Raw genomic sequence first — 19,694 nt, forward strand, 5'->3', positions numbered from 1 at the left:
ATGAACACGCTCGAATTGGCCGTCGATGTGCAGCAGGCATTCTCGGCACTTGAGGCGCATTTGCGCGAGCAGCCGTCGACGCCGGACGCGATCCTCGACGAGCAGACGTATGCCCGTTGGCGTCGGATATATCGACAGCGCCGAGAAGATCTCGAGGACGCACTGATGGCCGCAGTCGCGGCCAGGATGGCGGTACGCCTCCAATGCGACGACCGACGACGCGACGGGGTGGATGATTGACGTGTGAGACGGGTCACAGCGCCGCGCCTCGTCGTGGACGCCCCGCTAGCCAGGTGAGCCGGGCCAGCGCGTCGAGGGTGCCGACCCAGGTCCCCGGAATAGTCGGGTTTGTTCAGGTCAAGGCCAGTGCGAGCGCCTGATCGGGTTGTCGCGTGTAGTGGCGTAGCCCGGCGGCGATGTTGCCCCACCCCGCGATGCGAAGCAGGCTGACCGCGACGTTGCGGCAGGTGGCCATGATCCGTGGGGTCTGGCCGGTACGGACTCGGGATAGGTCTCCTCCGAAGGTCACGTCGCGCACCCAGTGCAGTTTGTTCTCGATGCCCCAATGCCCTTGCACCCATGAGGCCAGAGTCGACGGTGGTGCGGCGATGTGGTCGGCGGAGGTGATCAGGTGGACCACCTCGACGGTCTTCTTGCCTCGTCGGGTGACGGTGCGCCGCAGCTGTGCGACCTGCGCGGCGCCGGGAAAGTCGATCCAGTCGGGCACGGCAGCGACCTTGATGGTGCGGGTGACACGCCGACCCTTCGCCGTCGTCGTGTGCCTGGGGATGTCCTTCCAGGGCAGCGCCTTGTGATTGCGATGCAACGTCGGCATGTTGGCCTCGACGGTGAAGACGTAGTCTCCGCCGGCCTCGGTGACCAGCGTGGCGGTGTCGGTCTGGGTGTGCAGCGCATCCATGGTCACCACCACACCATCAAGGTCGAACAGGTTCAACAGCGGCAGGCGCAGGAGCCGGTAGTTGACGTGGAGAAACGCGGTCGAGAGGGGGCCGAGTGTCACCGGCGGATCGTAACCCGGCCCATATGGTCCTGTGGACAGACTGTGGTTGACGCCCCTGCAAACAATAGGTCGACCCCGACGGATCGGCTCGGGGGTCTCACCGATCGGAATTGGGGGCGACGATTATTAGGTAGTAGAGCCTGTTCATCACGTGGTCTGCCTTTCCCCAGCGAAGTGCTTCAGCGCTTCCAGGGCCACGTACTCGTCGGCGTCAGCGCTCGACCGATGCCACTGAGAGTCGTTGAGAATGTCCTCGATGGTGCCGATCAGTTCCTGACGGTCTACCGGTTCATGATCGGCGAGGCGGGCAAGGGTCGGATAGTCCTGCGCCCACCATGACGCGATGGTGACCGCTGCCGAGTCGTCCATCAGGCGGTGCTCGGCATTGGCCCGCTTGGCGGTATCCAGTGCGCGCTGTTTGTCCTGCACGACGCCCTGAGTGAGGTGAAGTACCTTGCTCACAGGCTCGACGATACTCGCGAGTACCCCCAGCATCATCCACACGTGTACGACGCGCGGGGCCTCATCGGCATCACCATGGCAGTGCTCTTCCTTGTGATCAGGAACCCCGGCAGGTTCAAATCCTGCCGGGGGAACAGGAAAAGGGCAGGTCAGAGGCCGTTTTTAGAGTCTCTGACCTGCCCGTTGATCTATCCGTGATCTCGTCGAACGCTTGGGACTGAACGCGGGCGAAAGCGCCCGAATCCGCTGGTGCCGAGCGGTCGGTTTTGGGTATTGATGACGATTACCTGCCCCGAGTAGCGTCAAATCTAGCGGCCCGGGCGGCCGTCGGGGAATCGTTTGGATGCATGTGTGGTCGTCCGCTTCGCGTTTCATACCAAGCGCGAATCGAAGGAGTACGGCCATGATCACACTCGCAAGTCCTAGTACAGGTTTGGCACCACGCCGAGCGGCACCACGACGGTTGAGATCTGTGATGTTCACACTAGGAGCCGCTGCCACGGCGATGGTCCTCGCGGCTTCCCCCGCCGCTGCGGTCGCTACCACGACCACGGTGTCCGTACAGGGCGTGGCCGCGACCACCTGTCAGGTAGCGCTGAACGCGCAGGTTACGCCCAACCCCATGGGTGGCACGGTGCAATTCAAGGACGGCACTGTGGCAATCGGTGCCGCAGCGACGGTCATGGCGAACGGCACCGCCAGCATCAACCACACCTTCAGTACAGGAGGTGCCCATGTCATCACCGCCAAATTCAACGGAGCCGCCGGTTTCGACCCATCTCCGGTGTCCGCAAACCTGACCGTCAACGTCGGTATGGGACTGAATCTCGGCTCGATCTGCCTGCCGATCGGCTGACCGCATGAAAATCGGCGGATTGGGTACCCGATACCGTCGACCCCGGCGCGCCTCCCCCAGACCCTCCGGGGCCGACCCTCCGGAACGGGGTTGTGATCCGGCGTGATTCATCAAGACATCCGGGAGTGGGTCGCCAAGTTGATGCGACTCGACCTTGCGACGGCCAGCCCCCGGCCGAATTAGCCAAGCTGGACGAGGTGACCAAGCTGGCGGAGATGGAGGTACGTGCGGCAACTGCTGAGCCTCCACGAGTACCGGCCGCTGGTGGGTTGAGGCGCGCCCATAATCGCCGACCCCACGGCATGGCTGGCTCTCATCACCCGCGCCGGAGTCGGCTTCGGAACCTATTCCGGCATGGCCAGCGGCGATAAAATGCAGGTTGGGACTCAACCCAGGCGCATTAAGGACGCAACGAGGAGGTGGTCGATTGGATGTGTCATTGTCAGATTTTGGGCTGAACTGATCGACCCCCACCAAGGGCTGCACACCCAGGGGGTCGATCGCTGTACACACCCATCCATAGAGTTGTCCACAATCCTGTCCACAGGAAATTGCGGTCGGGTTACGATCCGTCAGTGACACTCGGCCCCCTCCCGATGGCCCTCCTCCGCTTCGAGTACCGGCTTGCCCGCATCCCGCTCCAGATGGTCGAGAGCATCGCGGTCTCGCAGCTGGACGAGCAGCAGCCGGTACGCCTCGCCTACGAGCGGTTCCTCACGGGCTGCGACAACGCCGCCGCGTATTGGCTCAGCGACGACACCGCGAGAGAGCGCGCCACCGACCTCCGGCGACACACGGCGGCCGTGCGCCCGCCGATCGCGAACGAGCAGCACCGCATTCAGCACGCGGGTTTGATCATTCTCGACGAGCAGCGGGAACGGTTCCTGCATCGCAGACACCACCACGGCAACAATTCGGTGTGATCTGAGCCACAATATCGCCTCTCGTCATGCGGGTCCCCCTAGATGATTGATTCCTTGAACGGATCAGTGGTCGTAGGCGATCAATGATCGCTTGGCAGTGGCGCCGATGTTCCAGTTGTGCCAGATGCCGGCGGCCATCGCCAGCACACGCTGGGCGACGCGGGCGAACACCCCGTGCGTGGTACGGCCACCGTGTTCCTCCAGGCCAAGCTGCCCTTTCAACGTGTGGTTGACCGATTCGATCCACTGCCGTACCCCGCCGAGATTGCCGTTCTTGTACGTTTCGTCCTTACGGTCCGGGCGTAGCAGCTGCAGGCCCATCGCGGCGGTGGTGGCGGCGAACTGTGCGCCGGAAAAGCCTTTGTCGGCGAGCAAGATCTGCCCCGACCGAATCAGGTGATGATCGCGTTCGAGCAGCGCGGTCACCACCTCACGCTCACCGAGCTTCGGATTCGCCAGGCACCACATGATCGGCATCCCGTCGCCCGCACAGACCAGATACAGCTTCAGCCCCCAGTAGAAGCGCGAATGGGAAGCGCAATAGCCGTAGCCGGCGTGTCCGGCCAGGTCCGACCGTTTCACCGTTTCACGAGACATCCCGCAGGGCACCGGGGTGGCGTCGGTGATCCACAAATCGTCGAACCAGGATGGTGAGATCCGCGCCAGCGTCTGAATTGCCTTGCACAGCAACCCTCGTGCCGCCCTGACACGTTTGTTGTAGTCCGACTGTCCGGGAATGTAGGGAAACAGGGCACGCAACTCGACGCTGTGGTGGGCGTGCCGGATCCACCGGCGTTCACAATCGAACCCGAGCAGCATCTGTGCCACGGCCAGGGTGAGCAGTTCGGCATCGCTGAGCACGGGCCGCCGACCCCGACCGGAGCGAGGTTCGACGACATGATCGTCGATGAGCACATACAGTTCGGTCAGGAGGGTTTCCAGTTCTTTGGTCACGCTTTGATCTTGGAAACCCTCCGCCTACTCCTCCTCCGCGACACGCTTCAAGGAATCAACCATCTAGCCTGTGGGCCGGGTCAGCGCATTGTTCGAGGGTGCCGGACACACCCGGTGAGGCGCTGGGTCGTCGCGCAGAATTGGGTTATTCCGGCGGCGCTGGCCCACCCCAATCGCGACCGTTGAGATTTCGTGGATCTCGTCCACCTGAACCCCGGCGTCGGTTAATCGGCTCTTCCCGTTTCAGAGTGCGTTGATTCGCTCCTGAAGCTGCCCGGAGTGGATCAACGACCGCAGGATGTAGTGGTCGAGATTCCGGAACCCGAGCGCGATGCCACGCAGATGCTCGAGACGGCCGTTGATCGCCTCCACCGGACCGTTCGACACCCCGACATCGAAGTAGGCGAGGATCTCACTACGGCGTTTCCACAGACTGCGGCCGAGTTGTGCCAACTCCTCCAACCCTGCGGGTAGACCGGTTCGGATCCGTTTGAGGCACTTGAACATCGCCAGCTTCCCGGCGCGCTTGTTGGTGTCGGCGTAGGCGGCGATCAGGTCCTGATAGCACCACGCGGTCACTTCCACCGGCAGGTGTGCATCGTCACCGTCGAGTGCGGTGGCGAGTTTGTCCTTCTGCTTGTCGGTGAGCAGGTCGGTGCGGGTGAGCAGGATCCGCCGGATCCCGTACAGCGGGTCCCCGACTCGACCGCGATGCCCACAGGTGGCCTGCTGGATCCGTTGCCGGCACACGGTGAGCTTCTCCGCCGCCAAGTGCACTACGTGGAACGGATCCATCACCGCCCGCGCTGCGGGTAGCGCTTCGGCGGTCGCTGTGCGGTAGCCGGCGAACCCATCCATCGCCACGACCTGCACACGGCTGCGGAAGTTCGCATCCCGCTTGTCGAGCCATTCCACGAGCGCTGCCTTCGACCGGCCCGCCACCATGTCCAACAAGCGAGCAGGCCCGGTTCCGTCGATCACCGGCGTCAGGTCCACGATCACGGTCACGAAGTCCGGATCACCCTGCCCGCGCCGGTGTTTCCACTTGTGCTCGTCCACGCCTAGATAGCGGACACCGTCGAGGTGGCCGGGCTTGTCGAAGACCAACTCACTGTTGAGCGTCTCTGCATATGACGACCACGGGGCCATCCACCGTCACCCGTGATGCAGATGGATTCCGGGCAGCGGGCCGATCGTCTGCATCGTCACCGTGCCGAGGAACGAGAACATCCGTGATGAGAACTGCCGGATCGGGCGGACACCACCGTGCGGTGACGGCGGCGACTTCGTCGGCATCCAGGGTGACGGCGTGCCGCGAGAAGCGCTGCCACCAACACGAACTGGCCCCTGGTGCGAGTCGTCGACACTGGTCCCACCATGAGCGGAGTCATCGGCTGTGATCGTCATACGCCGGCCCGAGGAGGCCGACGCCCTTCTCGACGCCGGCACCATGCGATGCCCGCAGTGCCGGGGAACGGTGGCCAGGTGGGGACACGGGCGAGCTCGCACCGTCCGCTCGGTGGGCGCGAGGACCCTGACCGTGCGCCCACAACGGGTGCGCTGCCGCGACTGCGGCGCCACGCACATCCTGCTGCCCACCGCCCTGCGGGTACGCCGCGCCGACACCACCGAGGTGATCGGGAATGCTCTGGTCCACAAGGCGAACGGCCTGGGGTTCCGGAGCATCGCCGAGCGGATGGGACGCCCGGAATCGACCGTGCGCCGCTGGCTACGCCGCGCTACCGGTGAGCATGTGCAGTGGCTGCATCGCCGGGGTACCGAGCGACTGGTCCTCGTCGCCCGCGAGGCGTTCGCCAATATCCGGTTCATCGGGAATCCGCTCGGGGACGCGCTGTGTGTCCTGGCGGCGGCCGCGGTCGAGGATCGTCGCCGCTTCGGGTTCCCCGATCCGTCGTGGGACCTGATCGGGATCTACACGCAGGGACGTCTGCTGTCCCCACCACTCAGCGGCTGACGGAACCGCCCCGTCCCGCTTTGCCGTGCCCAGATGCGTCCGTCATCATGCCGAGCATGGGAGCCCCCCACGCGTGACAGTGCCGTCATGGTGCCGACGAGGCCGTCAGCATGCCGACGATCGACCATATTCACGTCTGCAAACTCGATGACGCCGTCGTCGGCAGATTCAGTGACCGGCAACAAACTCACTGGCGAGTGAGACGGCCAACGAGTTGACGGTGTTCCACCCCAACCCCAGCGCTCGGGCCACAGCCGAGACGGACATCTTGTCGATCGCCAGACGCTGGAGGATCCAGCGTGCGCATCGCCGGGTGGTGGTGGCCTTCGGTGCGGCGACCGCCTCTATGCGCTGGCGGAAGATCGTGACCTCGCACCCGTCGTCGATGCAGGTGAAGCGTGGCAGCTGGATCCGCAGGCGGGTCGGGTGCCCGACCACCGGCAGGTCCGTCAGGACGCGATCGACGTGGTCCCGCAGCCGCCCGGGCCGCCCGCACGTCGGGCAGGTCGGATCCGCTTCGACGGGTCGGCAGTCGATCCAGGTGCGGTCCTCGGCGATGGCGGCGCCGGTGATCGTCACCCCCAATTCGACGGTTCGGCAGATGGTGTCGGCGACGAGGGCGGTAGTGTCGGTCATGGGTCCTGTGGTCGTGAGATGAGCGTGTAGGAGCCTTCATCGTCACACCCCAGGACCCGCCTACATCTTCTGGTCCCCATTTCTCACGCTGGACACCTGTCTACGCACCGCCGATCCGGAAGAGCCAATTTGATGAGTCGGAGTGGCCCCTATTCCAGCTGGGCCTTCCGGGGCCAGCAGAACGCGGATTGGGAAATATGGACATCCTTGTCGCGTTACTTGCGGGGGTTTGGCGTGAATCCAACGGTATGGCCTCCCCAGGAAGCTCGCATCATCAGGATTTTCAAGCGCAAGGCGCATTTACACTTGGACCACGTTCCTGATGACAAGGATACATTTCAGTGGCTCGCGCTGATTCAGCACTATGGTGGTCCCACACGACTGTTGGACTTCACGTGGTCGCCGTACGTCGCTGCCTTTTTCGCGCTTGAGAGTGCAACGTCAGACGCAGCCGTGTTCGCGCTTGACACTCGGAAACTACAGCCCGAGCTAAGAGTCGGAGCCGCAGCTTACCAGAGTCTAAGAGCGACAGGTGCATTCGAGAAGTTGTTCCTCCCCGGTACGAATCAGATCGTGACGAACACCGAGCCCGGTGTCTAAATCGTCGATTGATCGCGCAAGTAGGAACTTTCGTGGTTCCAGGAGTTCTGGATGAGCCGGCCGAACTCGTAATAGACAGATCCTGCGGGGCCGACGCGCTTGTTAAGCTCGTTCTTAATCATGACATGAGGGACGAAGCAATGCGTTCGCTGTATGACCGGAACGTCCATGATGCGAGCTTGTTTCCCGATCTGAACGGCCTTGCGGTCTCGCTGCGGTACGAGCTGGAAACGCATTGGGCATTCGATGCCAAGGCAGGTACCGACTTTGCAGGGTTCGATGGCCAACCGTATGCCTGGTCGACCGAAACATCTCTCCTGGAATAACTGACCAGGCGTTTCCTAACTGTGCGTAGCGCGGGAACAAATCTTTCCTAAGATTGGTTATGTGTTCAGTTCAACGACGCTTGGCTAGAATGCTGTCTGGCGATGATCGAGCTGAAGGTGACGCACGATGCGAAGTAGGATCGAGTCGTCTTACCAATACCGCGTACGAGCGTTGATCAGTATCCATACTTTTCCTTCCGCAAACGGAACGCCTTCTCGCCGCCTTCCATGACATGGGTGATCTCCTCCCGGACCTCAGGAATATCGATTGCCCCCTCAAGTTTGATCCTCCCACCCGACTGATCGCCCGATGCGCGGTAGTCGCAGACAACTACAAGCTCGGCGTCACCGTTGACAACAAGGTTGGCATTGTGGCTAGCGAAGATCACCTGCCGACCGCGCTTCGCCTTCCAGAGTTGCGTTACGACATCTTCGATGACCTGGCTATCGAGATCTTCCTCCGGTTGATCGATGATCAGGGGCATTCCGGTCTGAGCAAGCAGGACACGGAGCAGGGCCGTTGCCTGCTGTCCAGCTGATGCCTGCTCGAACGCGATGAACTCCTTCTCCTTGGTCTGATACTGGAAGATCGGGTCGTCCGCAATGGGCGTCATTGCGAGGTCCAACCAGCCATCTGTCGATAGCTTCTGTTGTATCCTTTTCTGATCTGGTTCGGGTATACCGAGTCGTGTCAGATTCGGCGTCTGCTCTGATTGCACCTGCTTGTCTGGACCAGCCAAGAGCAATGTCTCAAGCTCGATCAGGACGGCTTCCCAGGTCGTCAATGGGTCTGAGTCCGTGCGGATGTTCCGGAAGAAGTCCTCGAACCGCGATCCGCGGACGTTCGAGCCGGCTGTGACGGCTCGGAACTTAACCTCGACATCGCCCAGACCGTGACCGCGACGCATCTCAGCGTGTAGCAGGCCACCCGACAATGCGGTCACCTCTCGACACTGACCATCGAGACAGTCGGACCGCTCCCCGTACAAGCGGATCAGCTCGGATCGCAAGCGCGAGTGGAGTTCTTGCGGCTGACCGAGTCCAGCTAGCTGCCGCCGCTGCTCGTTTAGTAAGTCCCCGGCGGCGGTACGACGGGACTCGACATCGTTCAGCTCTGCAAGCCGTGTCTCATGCGCTGTCGAGCGAGCCTTAACATCCTCGTAAGCAGCGTCCAACCGGCTAATTTCCACACCAACGGAGTGTCTCTGGATCGCGAGGGCATGATCTTCGGCCATCGACGCCCGAGCTGCGGTTACCGCTCCCGTGAGGGTGGCAGCCAGCTCGCGCAGAACAGACTGGATTTCCGTCCTTACGCCCTCAGCACCGTCACCCAACGACGAGGGCGCGCCAACGACTGAGCTAAGGCCGTCCGCCTGGATGCCGAGTTGCTGCACCAAACTGTCGACCGCGTCGACGGACTGGCCAAGATCCTGGTCCCACTGGCTGATGGCCCGCCGGACTTGATCGACGGTTGGCTTCTGGTCGAGCAGTATACGGTCTTCGTCGGACAGACCGGTCAGCGATGCCCGTAGGTTTGCGGCCTGATCAGCTAGCGACTTCTCCAATAGCACCGAACGCGCGACGTTCGATTGCAGGTCCCGGAATCGCTGCAGTGTCGCGTAATTCTCGCGTAGTCGGCCAGAGACATCGCTAATCGAGCGATCGAAGTTGTCGAGATGCGCGCGAATCGGGGCCGTCACGAAGCGATTTAGCTCCTCAACGCGCACCGACACACTGCTCAGCTGCTTTTGGCTATAAGCGTGGATCGGTAACAGCGCACGCACGTCTTCTTCACGGACGTGCTCGAGCTCCCCGTCGCCGACCTTCAGGAACGTGTCGCCGGAATCAGCATGCCGCCTAACGATATGCTGGATTCTATTCAAGGTGAAGTGTACTTCGACGTGGCCGCCGTGCGGCTTTAACGTTGCCTCAATCAGGCGACGCCGTCGAGACATGGGATTGGCGACATCATCAGTGTCCGCGCTCGCCGGCTGATCACACAGGCACCAGCGAAGGTAGTCAAGAAGAGTCGATTTTCCAGTACCTCGCCCACCAATTAGGGCAGTATATTGCGGGTTCAGCAGAAGCTCGACGGGACCGAGAAACTTCGAATTACTGACTGAAAGCCGCGAAATATATATTCCTGGGAGTTGAGGCTGCTTCTGGGAGATTCTCGAATCATCGGCGAGGCATGCCTGGCGAAGCGCCTCGGCGGTCGGCGTTGCCCACTTCACCCAGGTCGAGTGCTTACCGAGGACATCGTATGAAGCGTTCCGGCAATCAGATGTTTGGAATAATGCAATTCTATGATTTCCCCAGTTCGCGTCGAGGCCATCAAAGATGCGACGATTGCCTTTTCCGACCTTTGATTCAACAGTCCCATCGATATAGCCGCCGACGCAGGGCATAGACTTGTACTTGGTCTGCATGCCTTTGCGCATCACGCCGCCATGCCCTCCGTCTGTGACGTTTGGCAGCACGATATACCGGCCCTTCAACCATGGTCGGGCATCGAATAGATCGTAGATATCCGAAAAGTTCTGTATCGCATCCAGGCGAATGACTGGCGGCAAGGCCTCGGCCGCTGCTTCGACTGGGTCGACTCCGAGTACATCCAGAACTGAGGGCAGCCGGTCGACTGGGAAATCAGCGTCGAGGATCAGTATCGCCTGGCATGGCACACCTAGCGTCAGTTCGAGCCCCGGAAACACCACCAACCGGCTTCGCGACTTATCTAGATCTCCGTCGGCGCCAACTTCAGCTTCAGCAGCGCTTCGGATATAGGGAAACATCGCGAAGTCATGATGATCGGTTATGGCAACTGCATTTAGGTTCCTAGCGCGGCATGCTCCAACGAACTTTTGTGCGTATTCCTTCCTGTCTTCCTCGCTTGTTGCGCGAGCACCATTCCAGTTTGTGTCCCGAGGAGTATGTACCTGAAAGTCGCATCGATAGAAATGCGCACCGTTATCACTCATCGAATGCAACCTTCATCGGGATGGTCGAGGCTTGCGTGTTAGTCATGGCGCAGACCCTTTGCCTACTCAAGATGCACTTTCCGTCGAAGCAGCGAACTGCTCGGCCTGCTTAAGCACCAGTTCGATTGCCTTCTCTTCGTGGTCCGGCGGATAGTCGTACTTAGCGAGGAGTCGGCGGACTTTGGATCGCATCGCGGCGCGAACAGAGTGCTTGAGAGACCAGTCGATGGTTGCGCTGCTTTGGACAGCCCGGACCAGGTCGACTGCGATCTTCTTCAATACGTCGTCGCCCATCTGCAGAATTGCGGAGTCGTTCTGGACGATGGCGTCGTAGAACGCAGCTTCGGCGACGGAGAGCCCGAGCTGGTCGTGCCGGTTGTTCTGGTCTCGCATGTCCTTCGCGAGTTTGACGAGCTCGGCGATGATCTCGGCAGTCGTCAGCGCCCGGTTGGTGTAGCGGTTGATCGCTTCGTCCAGCTGCTCGGAGAAGCGGCGAGCCTGGACGATGTTTGTTCGCTGGACCGTGCGGATCTGGTCGTTGATGAGCCGCCGAAGCAGCCCCATCTGCAGATTCGGCTTCTCTTTGCCCGCCAGCCCGTCGAGGAACTCGTCGGAGAGGATCGACAGCTCGGGCGTCTCGATGCCGGCGAGCTTGTAAATGTCGACCACCTCATCGGCTGTAACCGCTTCGTTGACAAGCTGGCCGATTGCGGTATCCAGCTCGACCGCACCGCTTCCGGCGCGTCCGGAGTCTGGGTTCTGGATCTTGAGGATGGCCGCACGCACGTCGGTGAACATTCGCACGTCGTTGCGGATCGCTGCGGCCTCATCGCGAGAGCCACACAGGGCGAACGCTTTCGCGAGCGCCAGAACCTGGTCGAGGAACCTCGACGTCCGGTCGGGGTCGGCCATGACGAAGTCGAGGACCAGGGCATGCTGGGCGAGCCGCTGTGCGGCCGACAGCAGCGGCGATGAGTCGTAGGCGCAGCCGTGTAGAAGGCCGCGAACGATGTCATGCTTTTCGAGCATGGCGGCAACCATCTGCTCGATAGGAACGCCAGCCTGATCGCGATCGCTCGGTGAGTACTCGGCAAGCGCCTGTCGGAGGTTGGTCGCAACCCCGATGTAGTCCACGATCAGGCCGCCAGGCTTGTCACGGAAGGTGCGGTTAACGCGGGCGATGGCCTGCATGAGCCCGGCACCTTGCATCGGCTTGTCGACGTACATGGTGTGCATCGACGGCGCATCGAAGCCGGTGAGCCACATGTCTCGGACAATGACGATTTCGAGCGGGTCGTTGACGTCCTTGGCGCGGAGCTTGAGCTGCTTGCGGACGTCCTTGGAGTAAATGTGCGGCTGGAATGCGGCGCGGTCGGCGGCAGACCCCGTCATGACCACCTTGACCTTGCCAGTCATTGGGTCGTCCGTGTGCCAGTCGGGGCGCAGCTTCACGATCTTGTTGTACAGGTCAACGGCTATACGCCGTGACATCGTCACGATCATCGCCTTGCCGACTAGTTCGGCGCTGCGCTTCTCCCAGTGATCGACAATGTTGGCGGCGATCAGGTCGAGGCGGTCGTTCGCCCCGACGATCGCTTCGAGGCGAGCCCACTTCGACTTCGCGCGCGTTGCGTCGTCCTGCTCGGCCTTCTCGGTGATCTCATCAGCCAGCTCGTCGAGCGCTTCGTGGACCTTGGCGTCCAGTGACACCTTCGCGAGACGCGACTCGTAGAAGATTCGAACGGTTGCACCGTCTTCGACCGCGCGGGTGAGGTCGTAGATGTCGATGTAGTCGCCAAACACCGAGCGGGTTGACTTATCGTTCGACTCGATCGGGGTGCCAGTGAAGCCGAGATAGGTGACATTCGGCAGTGCGTCGCGCATGTGCTTGGCCAGCCCTGACTTGAGCGTGCCGTCGGCGGCGAGCGACTCGCTGAAGCCGTATTGCGAACGGTGGGCCTCGTCGGCGACGACCACGACGTTGCGACGATCTGTCAGCACCGGGTTGGCGTCACCGCCGATCTCGGGCGCGAACTTCTGCAGCGTTGTAAAAACGATGCCGCCGGATGCTCGTCGCAACAGAGTCCGCAGATCAGTGCGTGAATCGGCCTGAACTGGCTTCTCGGGCAGGATCTCGGCGGGAGCGAACACCTCGCCAAAGAGCTGATCGTCCAGGTCGTTGCGGTCGGTGAGGAACACCAGCGTCGGGTTCCCCATCCGGGGATCGCGCATGATCTTGGCCGCGTAAAGCAGCATCTCGATCGACTTGCCCGAGCCCTGGGTGTGCCAGACGACGCCGCCACGGCGGTCACCGTCGGGGCCGGCGGCTTCGACGGTGGACTCAACGGCGGCATTGACCGCCCAGAATTGGTGGTATTTGGCGACCCGCTTGACGAGCCCCCTGGATTCGTCGCTGAAGAGGATAAAGTTCTGTAGCAGGTCCAGGAACCGCTTCTGGTGGAACACACCCTTCACCAGCACCTCGATCGCGGGCAAGTTCGTGACCACCTCGCGGCCCTCGATCGTCTTCCACGGAGCGTAATGCTCGAACGAGCCGGTGAACGAGCTCATTGCCGCACTGATGCCGTCGCTGATGATCGTCACCGCATTTGGCGTGAACAGCGCCGGAATGTCTTTGCGATAGGTCTGGATCTGGTTCCACGCCCCCCGCAGCGTCGCGTGCTCGTCGGCCAGGTTCTTCAGCTCGAACAGGCCCAGCGGGATGCCGTTGACGAAGACGACGACATCGGGGCGGCGGTTTTTGCCGTTCTCGACGATCGTGAATTGGTTGACCGCCAACCAGTCGTTGTTCGCAGGACTCTCGACGTCGATCAAGTTTATCCGGCTCGTGCGAACAGCTGCATCCCCGCCGCGATGCTCGACGGGGACGCCCTCCATCAGGAGTTTGTGGACGCGAAGGTTCTCGGCGATGGCGCTCTGTGACTCGGCACGCTCCAGGCGCTTGATCGCCTCGTCGACCAGGGACGGATCGACACCTGAATTGATCCGCAACGCCGCCTCGCGGAGGCGCCCGTGCAGATACGCCTGCTCGTATGACGACCGCTCCGCGTGCGGACCGTCCGGCGCGATGTCCGGCCCGAACGCCGTCGAGTAGCCGAGTTCGCGCAGATACTCCAACGCGGCAAGCTCGACAGTGGACTCGTTGAGGGCCGTCATGCGACAACCTCCGCAATCGTGTCTGCGGCCTCGCGCACGCGGACGCGACCAGACAACAGCTCGGGCAGGAGCGCATCTCGCAACGCCGCGAGTGTCACGCTCTCGCGCGCCACTGCCGCGCCGCGCGCCAGGAGCGCGTCCAAGGATTGCGCGACGCCGGGTTCAAACGGAACGCGGATCGGAAGCTGTTCCATTAGAGCGCATCTGAAAACTCGAGGTGATCGGCGTGTGACTGGTGAGGAATGGGTGAACTCCTGGTAGGTCAGTAGGTGCTTACGCCACGACCCGACCAGGAGTTCACTTGCCATCATCGCTCATCGCACTGTGTCCGTCATGCCCTACCCCGGATTCTGGGATCCGGCATCGGTGCGCGGTGTACTCGTCATCCTCGGTGACCGACGCTCAATGGGCGATTCTCGAACCACTGCTGCCTCCACCCGGCAACACCACCGGCAGCGGTGGCCGACCGGAAAAGCATTGCCGCCGTCTTGTACTCGATGCGATCTTCTATGTCGTGCGGGGTGGGATCGCCTGGCGGCAGTTGCCGTCGGAGTTCCCGCCCGCGACCACGGTGTACGCGATCTTCGCCCGGTGGGTCCGGGCGGGGGTCTGGCAGCGGATCCACGACGCGCTGCGCGATCGGGTGCGGGTCCACAGCGGCCGGAAACCGCTGCCGTCGGCGGCGATCATCGACTCCCAGTCGGTGCAGGGCGCCGACACCGTTGCCCGGTCGAGTCGTGGATACGACGCGGGGAAGAAGACGAATGGGCGTAAACGGCACATCGCTGTGGACTCGAGCGGGCTGCTGCTGGCGGTCGTGGTGACGATGGCCGGGATCCAGGACCGGGACGGCGCGGTCCGGCTGCTGGCTGCGATGCGCGCCCACTGCTCGACGATTTCTTTGGTCTGGGCCGACGGCGGCTATGCGGGCAGGCTAGTCGATTGGGCGAAACATGTTCTGTCCCTCACGGTTCAGGTTGTCAAACGCACCGACGATGTCAAAGGATTCAAGGTTCTGCCCCGGCGGTGGGTGGTCGAGCGGACCTTCGCCTGGATCTGCAAATACCGCCGCTGCGTCCGCGACTATGAGACCAGACCCGACCACCACGAAGCCGTCGTCTACATCGCCATGATCGCGACCATGTCACGCCGACTCGCCCGCACAGCGTGACACGAACGGGAGTTCTCAGACGCTCTCTTAGCTTGATCTTTAACCTGGGCAGGCGGCCCCGACGGGTTTTCTAGCTTTGGTTTCGGCGCGTTTGCCCACGTGGTGATGCGGTGCGCGGTGGGTGTTTTTCGATCCGGGTGGGCGTCCGGGTCCGGGTCGACTGGGTTTCGGTGCACTGGCCGGAACAGGCATCGTCGCGCGGGTGCGCGAAAACCCTCGACGAACCTGTGCCGGCGTCAATCGTGTTGGTGGGACGGGTCGTTCCCACGGGCGGCGTAGGTCCTCGGCCAGAGGACGGGCGAGCCGGAGTTGGGCGTAGGCCACCAGCACGATCCAGGTCCAGCGGTCGGCCGCCTCGGGACTGCGGAGCTTCGGGGCGGTCCACCCCAACGTCTGCTTGAAGAAACGGAAGGTGTGTTCGAGGTCGAAGCGCCGCAGAAACATCTGCCACAATCGGTCGATATCGGCGGTTCCCGCACCAGGATGTGAGTACCAGAGCCACACCGGTTTGGGATGCCGGTCCCCGGGCAGGTGATCGACCGTCAGCCGGATCACCGTGCCTTCGACGATCGGTGGCGGTCCCGGGTGGTCCGCCCACGAGCCACGATGGACGAGCCTCGGGTGCAACCGATTCCACGCCGCAGCGGTGGCTGTTCCGTAGCGATCGGTGTCGGTGCTGGTGGTGGTCTCGGGTTCGGGCCAGGTCTGGGGGTCGGCGAATTTGAAGTCGGAACCGTGCCGGGGTGGGCGCCCGGTACGGCCCGGTGGCGGCGCCGGGAAGCACAGCACCCGGTCCGAACGCATCCGACCCAGCACCTGCACCGGGAGATCGGCGAGCACGAACGCCAGCCGGGCCAGCTCGTACCCGGCGTCGAACACCAGCAGAATGTCCGGGTCGCCGTCGCGGTGGTGCCCGGCGTCGCGCAACCGCGTGATCACTTCACGCACCTGGGTGGCCGTCACAGCGGTTTCGTCGTCGTCGGGGCGTAGGCGGACCGCGTCGAGCACCGTCGTCCACGAGGTACGGCCGGTCTCGAGGGCGGCGACGAACGAGTACGGCCACCCCGGGATCAGCTGTGCCTGATTCTTCCCGCGGCCGTAGACGTGGCAGAACCCCCGCTGCGGACTCGTCGGTGCATCCGGGCGCAACCAGGCACTGATGTCGACGGCCAACACGATCCGGCCGCCGCGATCACGCGGGATTGTCAGCCCGCCGAGGGCGCGGCGCAGCCGAGTGTAATCTATTCGGCCGCAGTTGATTGCGTCGTACAAGGCGCCGTGACCGCGCCGATGCTCGGCGGCCAGTGACAACTCGACCAGGGTGCGAACCGCGGTGCCGGAACACAGCAGCGCATCGGTCAACTCGAACAAAGCATCACCTCGGGCCGGCAGGGACCGGTAGAACTCTTCGCGGAACGACACCAGGTCGACACGCGGATCGGGGACCGATTCTTCCCCGACCGCCCGCCGATCGGGCACACTGATACTCACGGCCACCGCCTGTCTTCGTCTCGAAAGTTCTCTGGAAGGAACTTCAAGATGATCAGGCGGTGGTCGCCTCATGCCGCTGCGACACGCCGAACAACACCAGCACCAACTGCCCCACGCCACGGCAGAGGTTAAACGACAAGCTTAGACTTAGATCCGTCTGCAGCCTTCCTGTTCCATGGCCAGCCTCGTCGACCATGTCGAGAATTTCCTCGCGCATCGACAGAAGTGCCACCGCAAGCACGCTGCCATCAATCGTCGGGAGGATCGCCTTGCAGTCCTGGCCGAAGGCCACGGATCGCTGGGCTACGCCAAGGCGAAACTCCGACTTGAGGCTCATTCCCCGGACGACGAAGAGCACCGTGCCTGCGGGCACGACATTCGTCGCAGCGGCTTGACCGGCTTCAGTGAGGCATCGCTCGCTGGTGTCGATGAAGAAGCTCTTCATCGACGTTGCCGAGATCCATGGCAGATCGCCGCCCCAATACTCGCTCGCTGACGTGCTCGGTGTTCCGCCGGACAGCCATTTGCCAGCCACCTTCAATGGCACGGCCTCCGAACCGCTTTCACATGCAGCGAGGTACAGCGCTTCAGCGAGGTCGAGCGTCAAGGTCGCCACGCGGCGGTTCGACTCGATCTTGTCGTCAAGCGCCCCCAGCGCCGCCGCGATCTCCCGTTGTTCTGGCACCGGTGGGAGGCACACCGGGACAGCCCTCAAGATCTCCGTGTTCAGGTTGGGCATGGTCGCACCGACGGCGTGCTGGCTGATCCAGCCCCGGGTCTCGGGGAGCGATAGCGCGTAGGCAAGGTAGCGGGCATCGGCGGTCGGGCCTTGCACGCGAACGAGCAGACAACCAGTACCGCACAACCAGCCCGTCTGCGATTCAACAACTAGCGCGCATTTCTCAACGTCTCCGCGTCGGCTGTAGACAATGTCGCCAGCCATAAGCTTGTGGCGGCTTAGACGCGCGACGTGCTCATCAGACACCCGGGCAATGCCGTCGATTGAGATGCGAAGGTCTCGGATGTTCGTCGGCATCACTACGGGCATCCCGACCGTTGAGTAGTCGTGCGCGTGAAGCTGACTACCGAACGGACCTGTCTGAATCACCCCTCCAGACTCACTCTCTAGCTCACCTAGCGTCACCTCGCGCCAGCTCAGTGCGGAAGCCGTCATGCCAACCCCTGGAGGCGGTCCCGCACAAGTTCCTCAAGATCTCGGCCTCGCTCGAACTCGGCAAACAAGTCCTTCGTGAGGCGCGCGATCTTGTCGTCGATCGGTTCGTCGTCGGCTTCTGCCTCCGCGGCGCCGACGTATCGGCCCGGTGTGAGCATGAAGTCGTGCTGCTTGATCTCAGACAGCGACGCGGCCTTGGCGAAGCCAGGAACGTCGTCGTAGCCGCCGTCGTGGTTGCGCCAGGCGTGGTAGGTACTGGTGATCTTGGCGATGTCCTCGTCCGACAACTCGCGCAGACGGCGGGTGGCCATGGTGCCGAGCTTGCGGGCGTCGATGAAGAGGACCTCGCCAGCGCGCTTGCGGTGGCCATTGCCGTGGCGATTCTTGGATACGAACCACAGACTGACCGGAATTCCCGTGTTGAAGAACAGCCTGTCGGGCATCGCGACGATGCAGTCAACCAGGTCGTCCTCAACGAGCTTGCGGCGTATGTCGCCCTCCCCGCTGCTCTTGGACGACAGCGATCCGTTCGCGAGGACAAAGCCCGCGGTGCCATTTGGTGAGAGGTGATAGACGAAATGCTGGACCCATGCGAAGTTGGCGTTGCCTTCCGGCGGCGTGCCGTACTTCCAGCGCGGGTCGTCAGCGAGCTTGGCGTCCCACCAGTTCGAGACGTTGAACGGCGGATTGGCGAGGACGAAGTCGGCACGCATGTCGGGGTGAAGGTCTTGGGTGAAGGAGTCGGCGGAGCGATCGCCTAGGTCGGCTTCGATGCCTCGCAGCGCGAGGTTCATCTTGGCAAGCTTCCAGGTGGTGTCGGTGAACTCCTGGCCGTAGACGGAGATGTCAGTGCGCTTGCCGCCGTGGGCCTTCACGAACTCGGCAGACTGCACGAACATGCCGCCCGATCCGCAGGCAGGGTCGTAGACACGGCCGTGGTACGGCTCCAGCATCTCGACGAGCGTCCTTACCACCGAGCGGGGCGTATAGAACGCCCCGGCGTCCTTGCCAGTCTCCTTGCCTGCGAACTGGCCGAGGAAGTACTCGTATACGCGCCCGAGCACGTCGTCGCTGCCGTGGTCGTCGGTGTGGGTGAATCCGATCGAGCCGATAAGGTCGACCAGCTGACCAAGCCGCCCCTTGTCGAGACCTTCCCGGCCGTAGTTGCGCGGCAGCACACCGCGGATGACCGGGTTCTCCTTCTCGATCAGGTCCATCGCCCGGTCGATGTCCTGCCCGATGCTCGACAGCTTCGCCCGTGCCTGGATCGCCTCCCAGCGAGCGTCGGCAGGTACCCAGAACACGTTGTGGCTTGTGTATTCGTCGCGGTCCTCGATGAACTGGGCGCGTCGGGCTTCGTTGGGGATGAAGTCGTCCGATTTTGGGTCGCTCAGCGAAGCCTCGATTGCCCTGCGTCGTTCCTCGAACCGATCAGAGATGTACTTGAGGAATACAAGCCCAAGAACAACGTGCTTGTATTCGGATGGCTCTTGGTTGCCACGCAGTGCGTCCGCCGCATCCCACAAGCGGCCTTCCAGTGATTTCTGTGGTTTTGCTTTGGCGGTTCGGGGACGAGCCATCAGCTTGTCGCCTCCGCTGTAACGCAGAGTCCGCTGTTGATCTCTTTCCAAGTTGAGCCAGATGCGTCGGAGCGCGTCAGTGCCACGAACGGGTTCTCCATCGAGTTAGTTGATAATCGTTTTCAATTATACCATGACTTGCCTGTTTTCCCAGGTCACACAGCCTTTCTGAGATGCAAATTCAAAGCAACGAAAGTCTTCCCGACTGACGGAGACCCTATCGCGAGCCGCCGACATGATTTGGCTATCCGTGTGAGCGCGACCACTGACTATTAGATCGGAATCCGCACCGTCGTTGAGAAATGATCAGAACTTGTGGATCGGGGAGGGCGTACCTTCCCGGAAGATGATCTGCAAGGTATCCGAACTC

17 protein-coding genes and 1 pseudogene are annotated in these 19,694 nt (G+C 62.4%); 7 read left to right on the plus strand and 11 right to left on the minus strand.

Going from position 1 to position 19,694, the window contains the following annotated elements:
- Complete coding sequence (locus tag CJ179_RS39070) at positions 1 to 240, plus strand: hypothetical protein (RefSeq protein ID WP_095865095.1); 240 nt, start codon at positions 1 to 3, stop codon at positions 238 to 240.
- Positions 241 to 352: 112 nt separating this feature from the next.
- On the opposite strand, the gene CJ179_RS39075 is transcribed toward CJ179_RS39070, so the two are convergent.
- A complete protein-coding gene (locus CJ179_RS39075; RefSeq protein WP_095865096.1) occupies positions 353 to 1,021 on the minus strand; it encodes an ISAs1 family transposase in 669 nt (222 codons plus the stop codon).
- A 147-nt stretch (positions 1,022 to 1,168) separates the two neighbouring features.
- Entirely contained in the window at positions 1,169 to 1,483 is a 315-nt protein-coding gene (locus CJ179_RS39080; RefSeq protein WP_143549031.1) for a hypothetical protein, read from the minus strand.
- A gap of 553 nt (positions 1,484 to 2,036) precedes the next feature.
- On the opposite strand from CJ179_RS39080, the gene CJ179_RS53420 reads away from it, so the two are divergent.
- Positions 2,037 to 2,339 carry an Ig-like domain-containing protein gene (locus CJ179_RS53420; protein ID WP_257016017.1) on the plus strand — a complete coding sequence of 101 codons (303 nt, stop codon included), beginning with the start codon at positions 2,037 to 2,039 and terminating at the stop codon, positions 2,337 to 2,339.
- Positions 2,340 to 2,914: 575 nt separating this feature from the next.
- Positions 2,915 to 3,262, plus strand: a complete 348-nt coding sequence (locus CJ179_RS39090; protein WP_095865099.1) for a hypothetical protein — start codon at positions 2,915 to 2,917, stop codon at positions 3,260 to 3,262.
- A 63-nt stretch (positions 3,263 to 3,325) separates the two neighbouring features.
- Here CJ179_RS39090 and CJ179_RS39095 read toward each other — a convergent pair whose 3' ends face one another.
- Together CJ179_RS39095 and CJ179_RS39100 are read right to left on the minus strand one after the other, a co-directional pair.
- Positions 3,326 to 4,216 carry an IS982 family transposase gene (locus CJ179_RS39095; protein WP_095861532.1) on the minus strand — a complete coding sequence of 297 codons (891 nt, stop codon included), beginning with the start codon at positions 4,214 to 4,216 and terminating at the stop codon, positions 3,326 to 3,328.
- 243 nt (positions 4,217 to 4,459) lie between these two features.
- Positions 4,460 to 5,308, minus strand: a pseudogene (locus CJ179_RS39100) (ISL3 family transposase); the annotation flags it as partial.
- 358 nt (positions 5,309 to 5,666) lie between these two features.
- On the opposite strand from CJ179_RS39100, the gene CJ179_RS39105 reads away from it, so the two are divergent.
- Complete coding sequence (locus tag CJ179_RS39105; protein WP_257016041.1) at positions 5,667 to 6,191, plus strand: DUF6431 domain-containing protein; 525 nt, start codon at positions 5,667 to 5,669, stop codon at positions 6,189 to 6,191.
- 168 nt (positions 6,192 to 6,359) lie between these two features.
- On the opposite strand, the gene CJ179_RS39110 is transcribed toward CJ179_RS39105, so the two are convergent.
- The gene (locus tag CJ179_RS39110) at positions 6,360 to 6,827 is read right to left on the minus strand and encodes a transposase family protein (RefSeq protein WP_218834905.1); all 468 of its coding nucleotides are present in this window, start codon (positions 6,825 to 6,827) and stop codon (positions 6,360 to 6,362) included.
- A 132-nt stretch (positions 6,828 to 6,959) separates the two neighbouring features.
- On the opposite strand from CJ179_RS39110, the gene CJ179_RS54250 reads away from it, so the two are divergent.
- Positions 6,960 to 7,427, plus strand: coding sequence for an FRG domain-containing protein (locus tag CJ179_RS54250; protein WP_095865101.1), 468 nt, complete (start codon positions 6,960 to 6,962; stop codon positions 7,425 to 7,427).
- A 125-nt stretch (positions 7,428 to 7,552) separates the two neighbouring features.
- Positions 7,553 to 7,753, plus strand: coding sequence for a hypothetical protein (locus CJ179_RS51020; RefSeq protein WP_218834906.1), 201 nt, complete (start codon positions 7,553 to 7,555; stop codon positions 7,751 to 7,753).
- A 176-nt stretch (positions 7,754 to 7,929) separates the two neighbouring features.
- Here the strand turns inward: CJ179_RS51020 and CJ179_RS51025 are convergent, their stop codons facing one another.
- The 3 genes from CJ179_RS51025 to CJ179_RS51810 form a co-directional block, all read right to left on the minus strand.
- Positions 7,930 to 10,731 (minus strand): TrlF family AAA-like ATPase, encoded by a 2,802-nt coding sequence (locus CJ179_RS51025; RefSeq protein ID WP_143549033.1) that lies wholly within the window; start codon positions 10,729 to 10,731, stop codon positions 7,930 to 7,932.
- Between the two features lie 66 nt (positions 10,732 to 10,797).
- On the minus strand, positions 10,798 to 13,908 hold the full coding sequence (locus tag CJ179_RS39130; protein WP_095865104.1) for a type I restriction endonuclease subunit R: 3,111 nt from the start codon (positions 13,906 to 13,908) through the stop codon (positions 10,798 to 10,800).
- Entirely contained in the window at positions 13,905 to 14,102 is a 198-nt protein-coding gene (locus CJ179_RS51810; RefSeq protein WP_095865105.1) for a restriction endonuclease subunit S, read from the minus strand. The genes CJ179_RS39130 and CJ179_RS51810 overlap by 4 nt, the downstream gene beginning before the upstream one ends.
- Positions 14,103 to 14,263: 161 nt before the next feature.
- On the opposite strand from CJ179_RS51810, the gene CJ179_RS39140 reads away from it, so the two are divergent.
- The gene (locus tag CJ179_RS39140) at positions 14,264 to 15,079 is read left to right on the plus strand and encodes an IS5 family transposase (protein ID WP_179377868.1); all 816 of its coding nucleotides are present in this window, start codon (positions 14,264 to 14,266) and stop codon (positions 15,077 to 15,079) included.
- Between the two features lie 39 nt (positions 15,080 to 15,118).
- Here the strand turns inward: CJ179_RS39140 and CJ179_RS39145 are convergent, their stop codons facing one another.
- From CJ179_RS39145 to CJ179_RS39155, 3 genes are read right to left on the minus strand one after another with little or no spacing between them, the layout of a single operon-like run.
- Positions 15,119 to 16,570 (minus strand): NF041680 family putative transposase, encoded by a 1,452-nt coding sequence (locus tag CJ179_RS39145; RefSeq protein WP_257015423.1) that lies wholly within the window; start codon positions 16,568 to 16,570, stop codon positions 15,119 to 15,121.
- Between the two features lie 52 nt (positions 16,571 to 16,622).
- Entirely contained in the window at positions 16,623 to 17,744 is a 1,122-nt protein-coding gene (locus tag CJ179_RS39150) for a restriction endonuclease subunit S (RefSeq protein ID WP_095865107.1), read from the minus strand.
- The gene (locus CJ179_RS39155) at positions 17,741 to 19,324 is read right to left on the minus strand and encodes a class I SAM-dependent DNA methyltransferase (RefSeq protein WP_095865108.1); all 1,584 of its coding nucleotides are present in this window, start codon (positions 19,322 to 19,324) and stop codon (positions 17,741 to 17,743) included. The genes CJ179_RS39150 and CJ179_RS39155 overlap by 4 nt, the downstream gene beginning before the upstream one ends.
- Between the last annotated feature and the right edge of the window lie 370 nt (positions 19,325 to 19,694).

It is taken from the genome of Rhodococcus sp. ACS1 (assembly GCF_002300155.1).
GTDB classification, from domain to species: Bacteria; Actinomycetota; Actinomycetes; order Mycobacteriales; family Mycobacteriaceae; genus Rhodococcus_F; species Rhodococcus_F koreensis.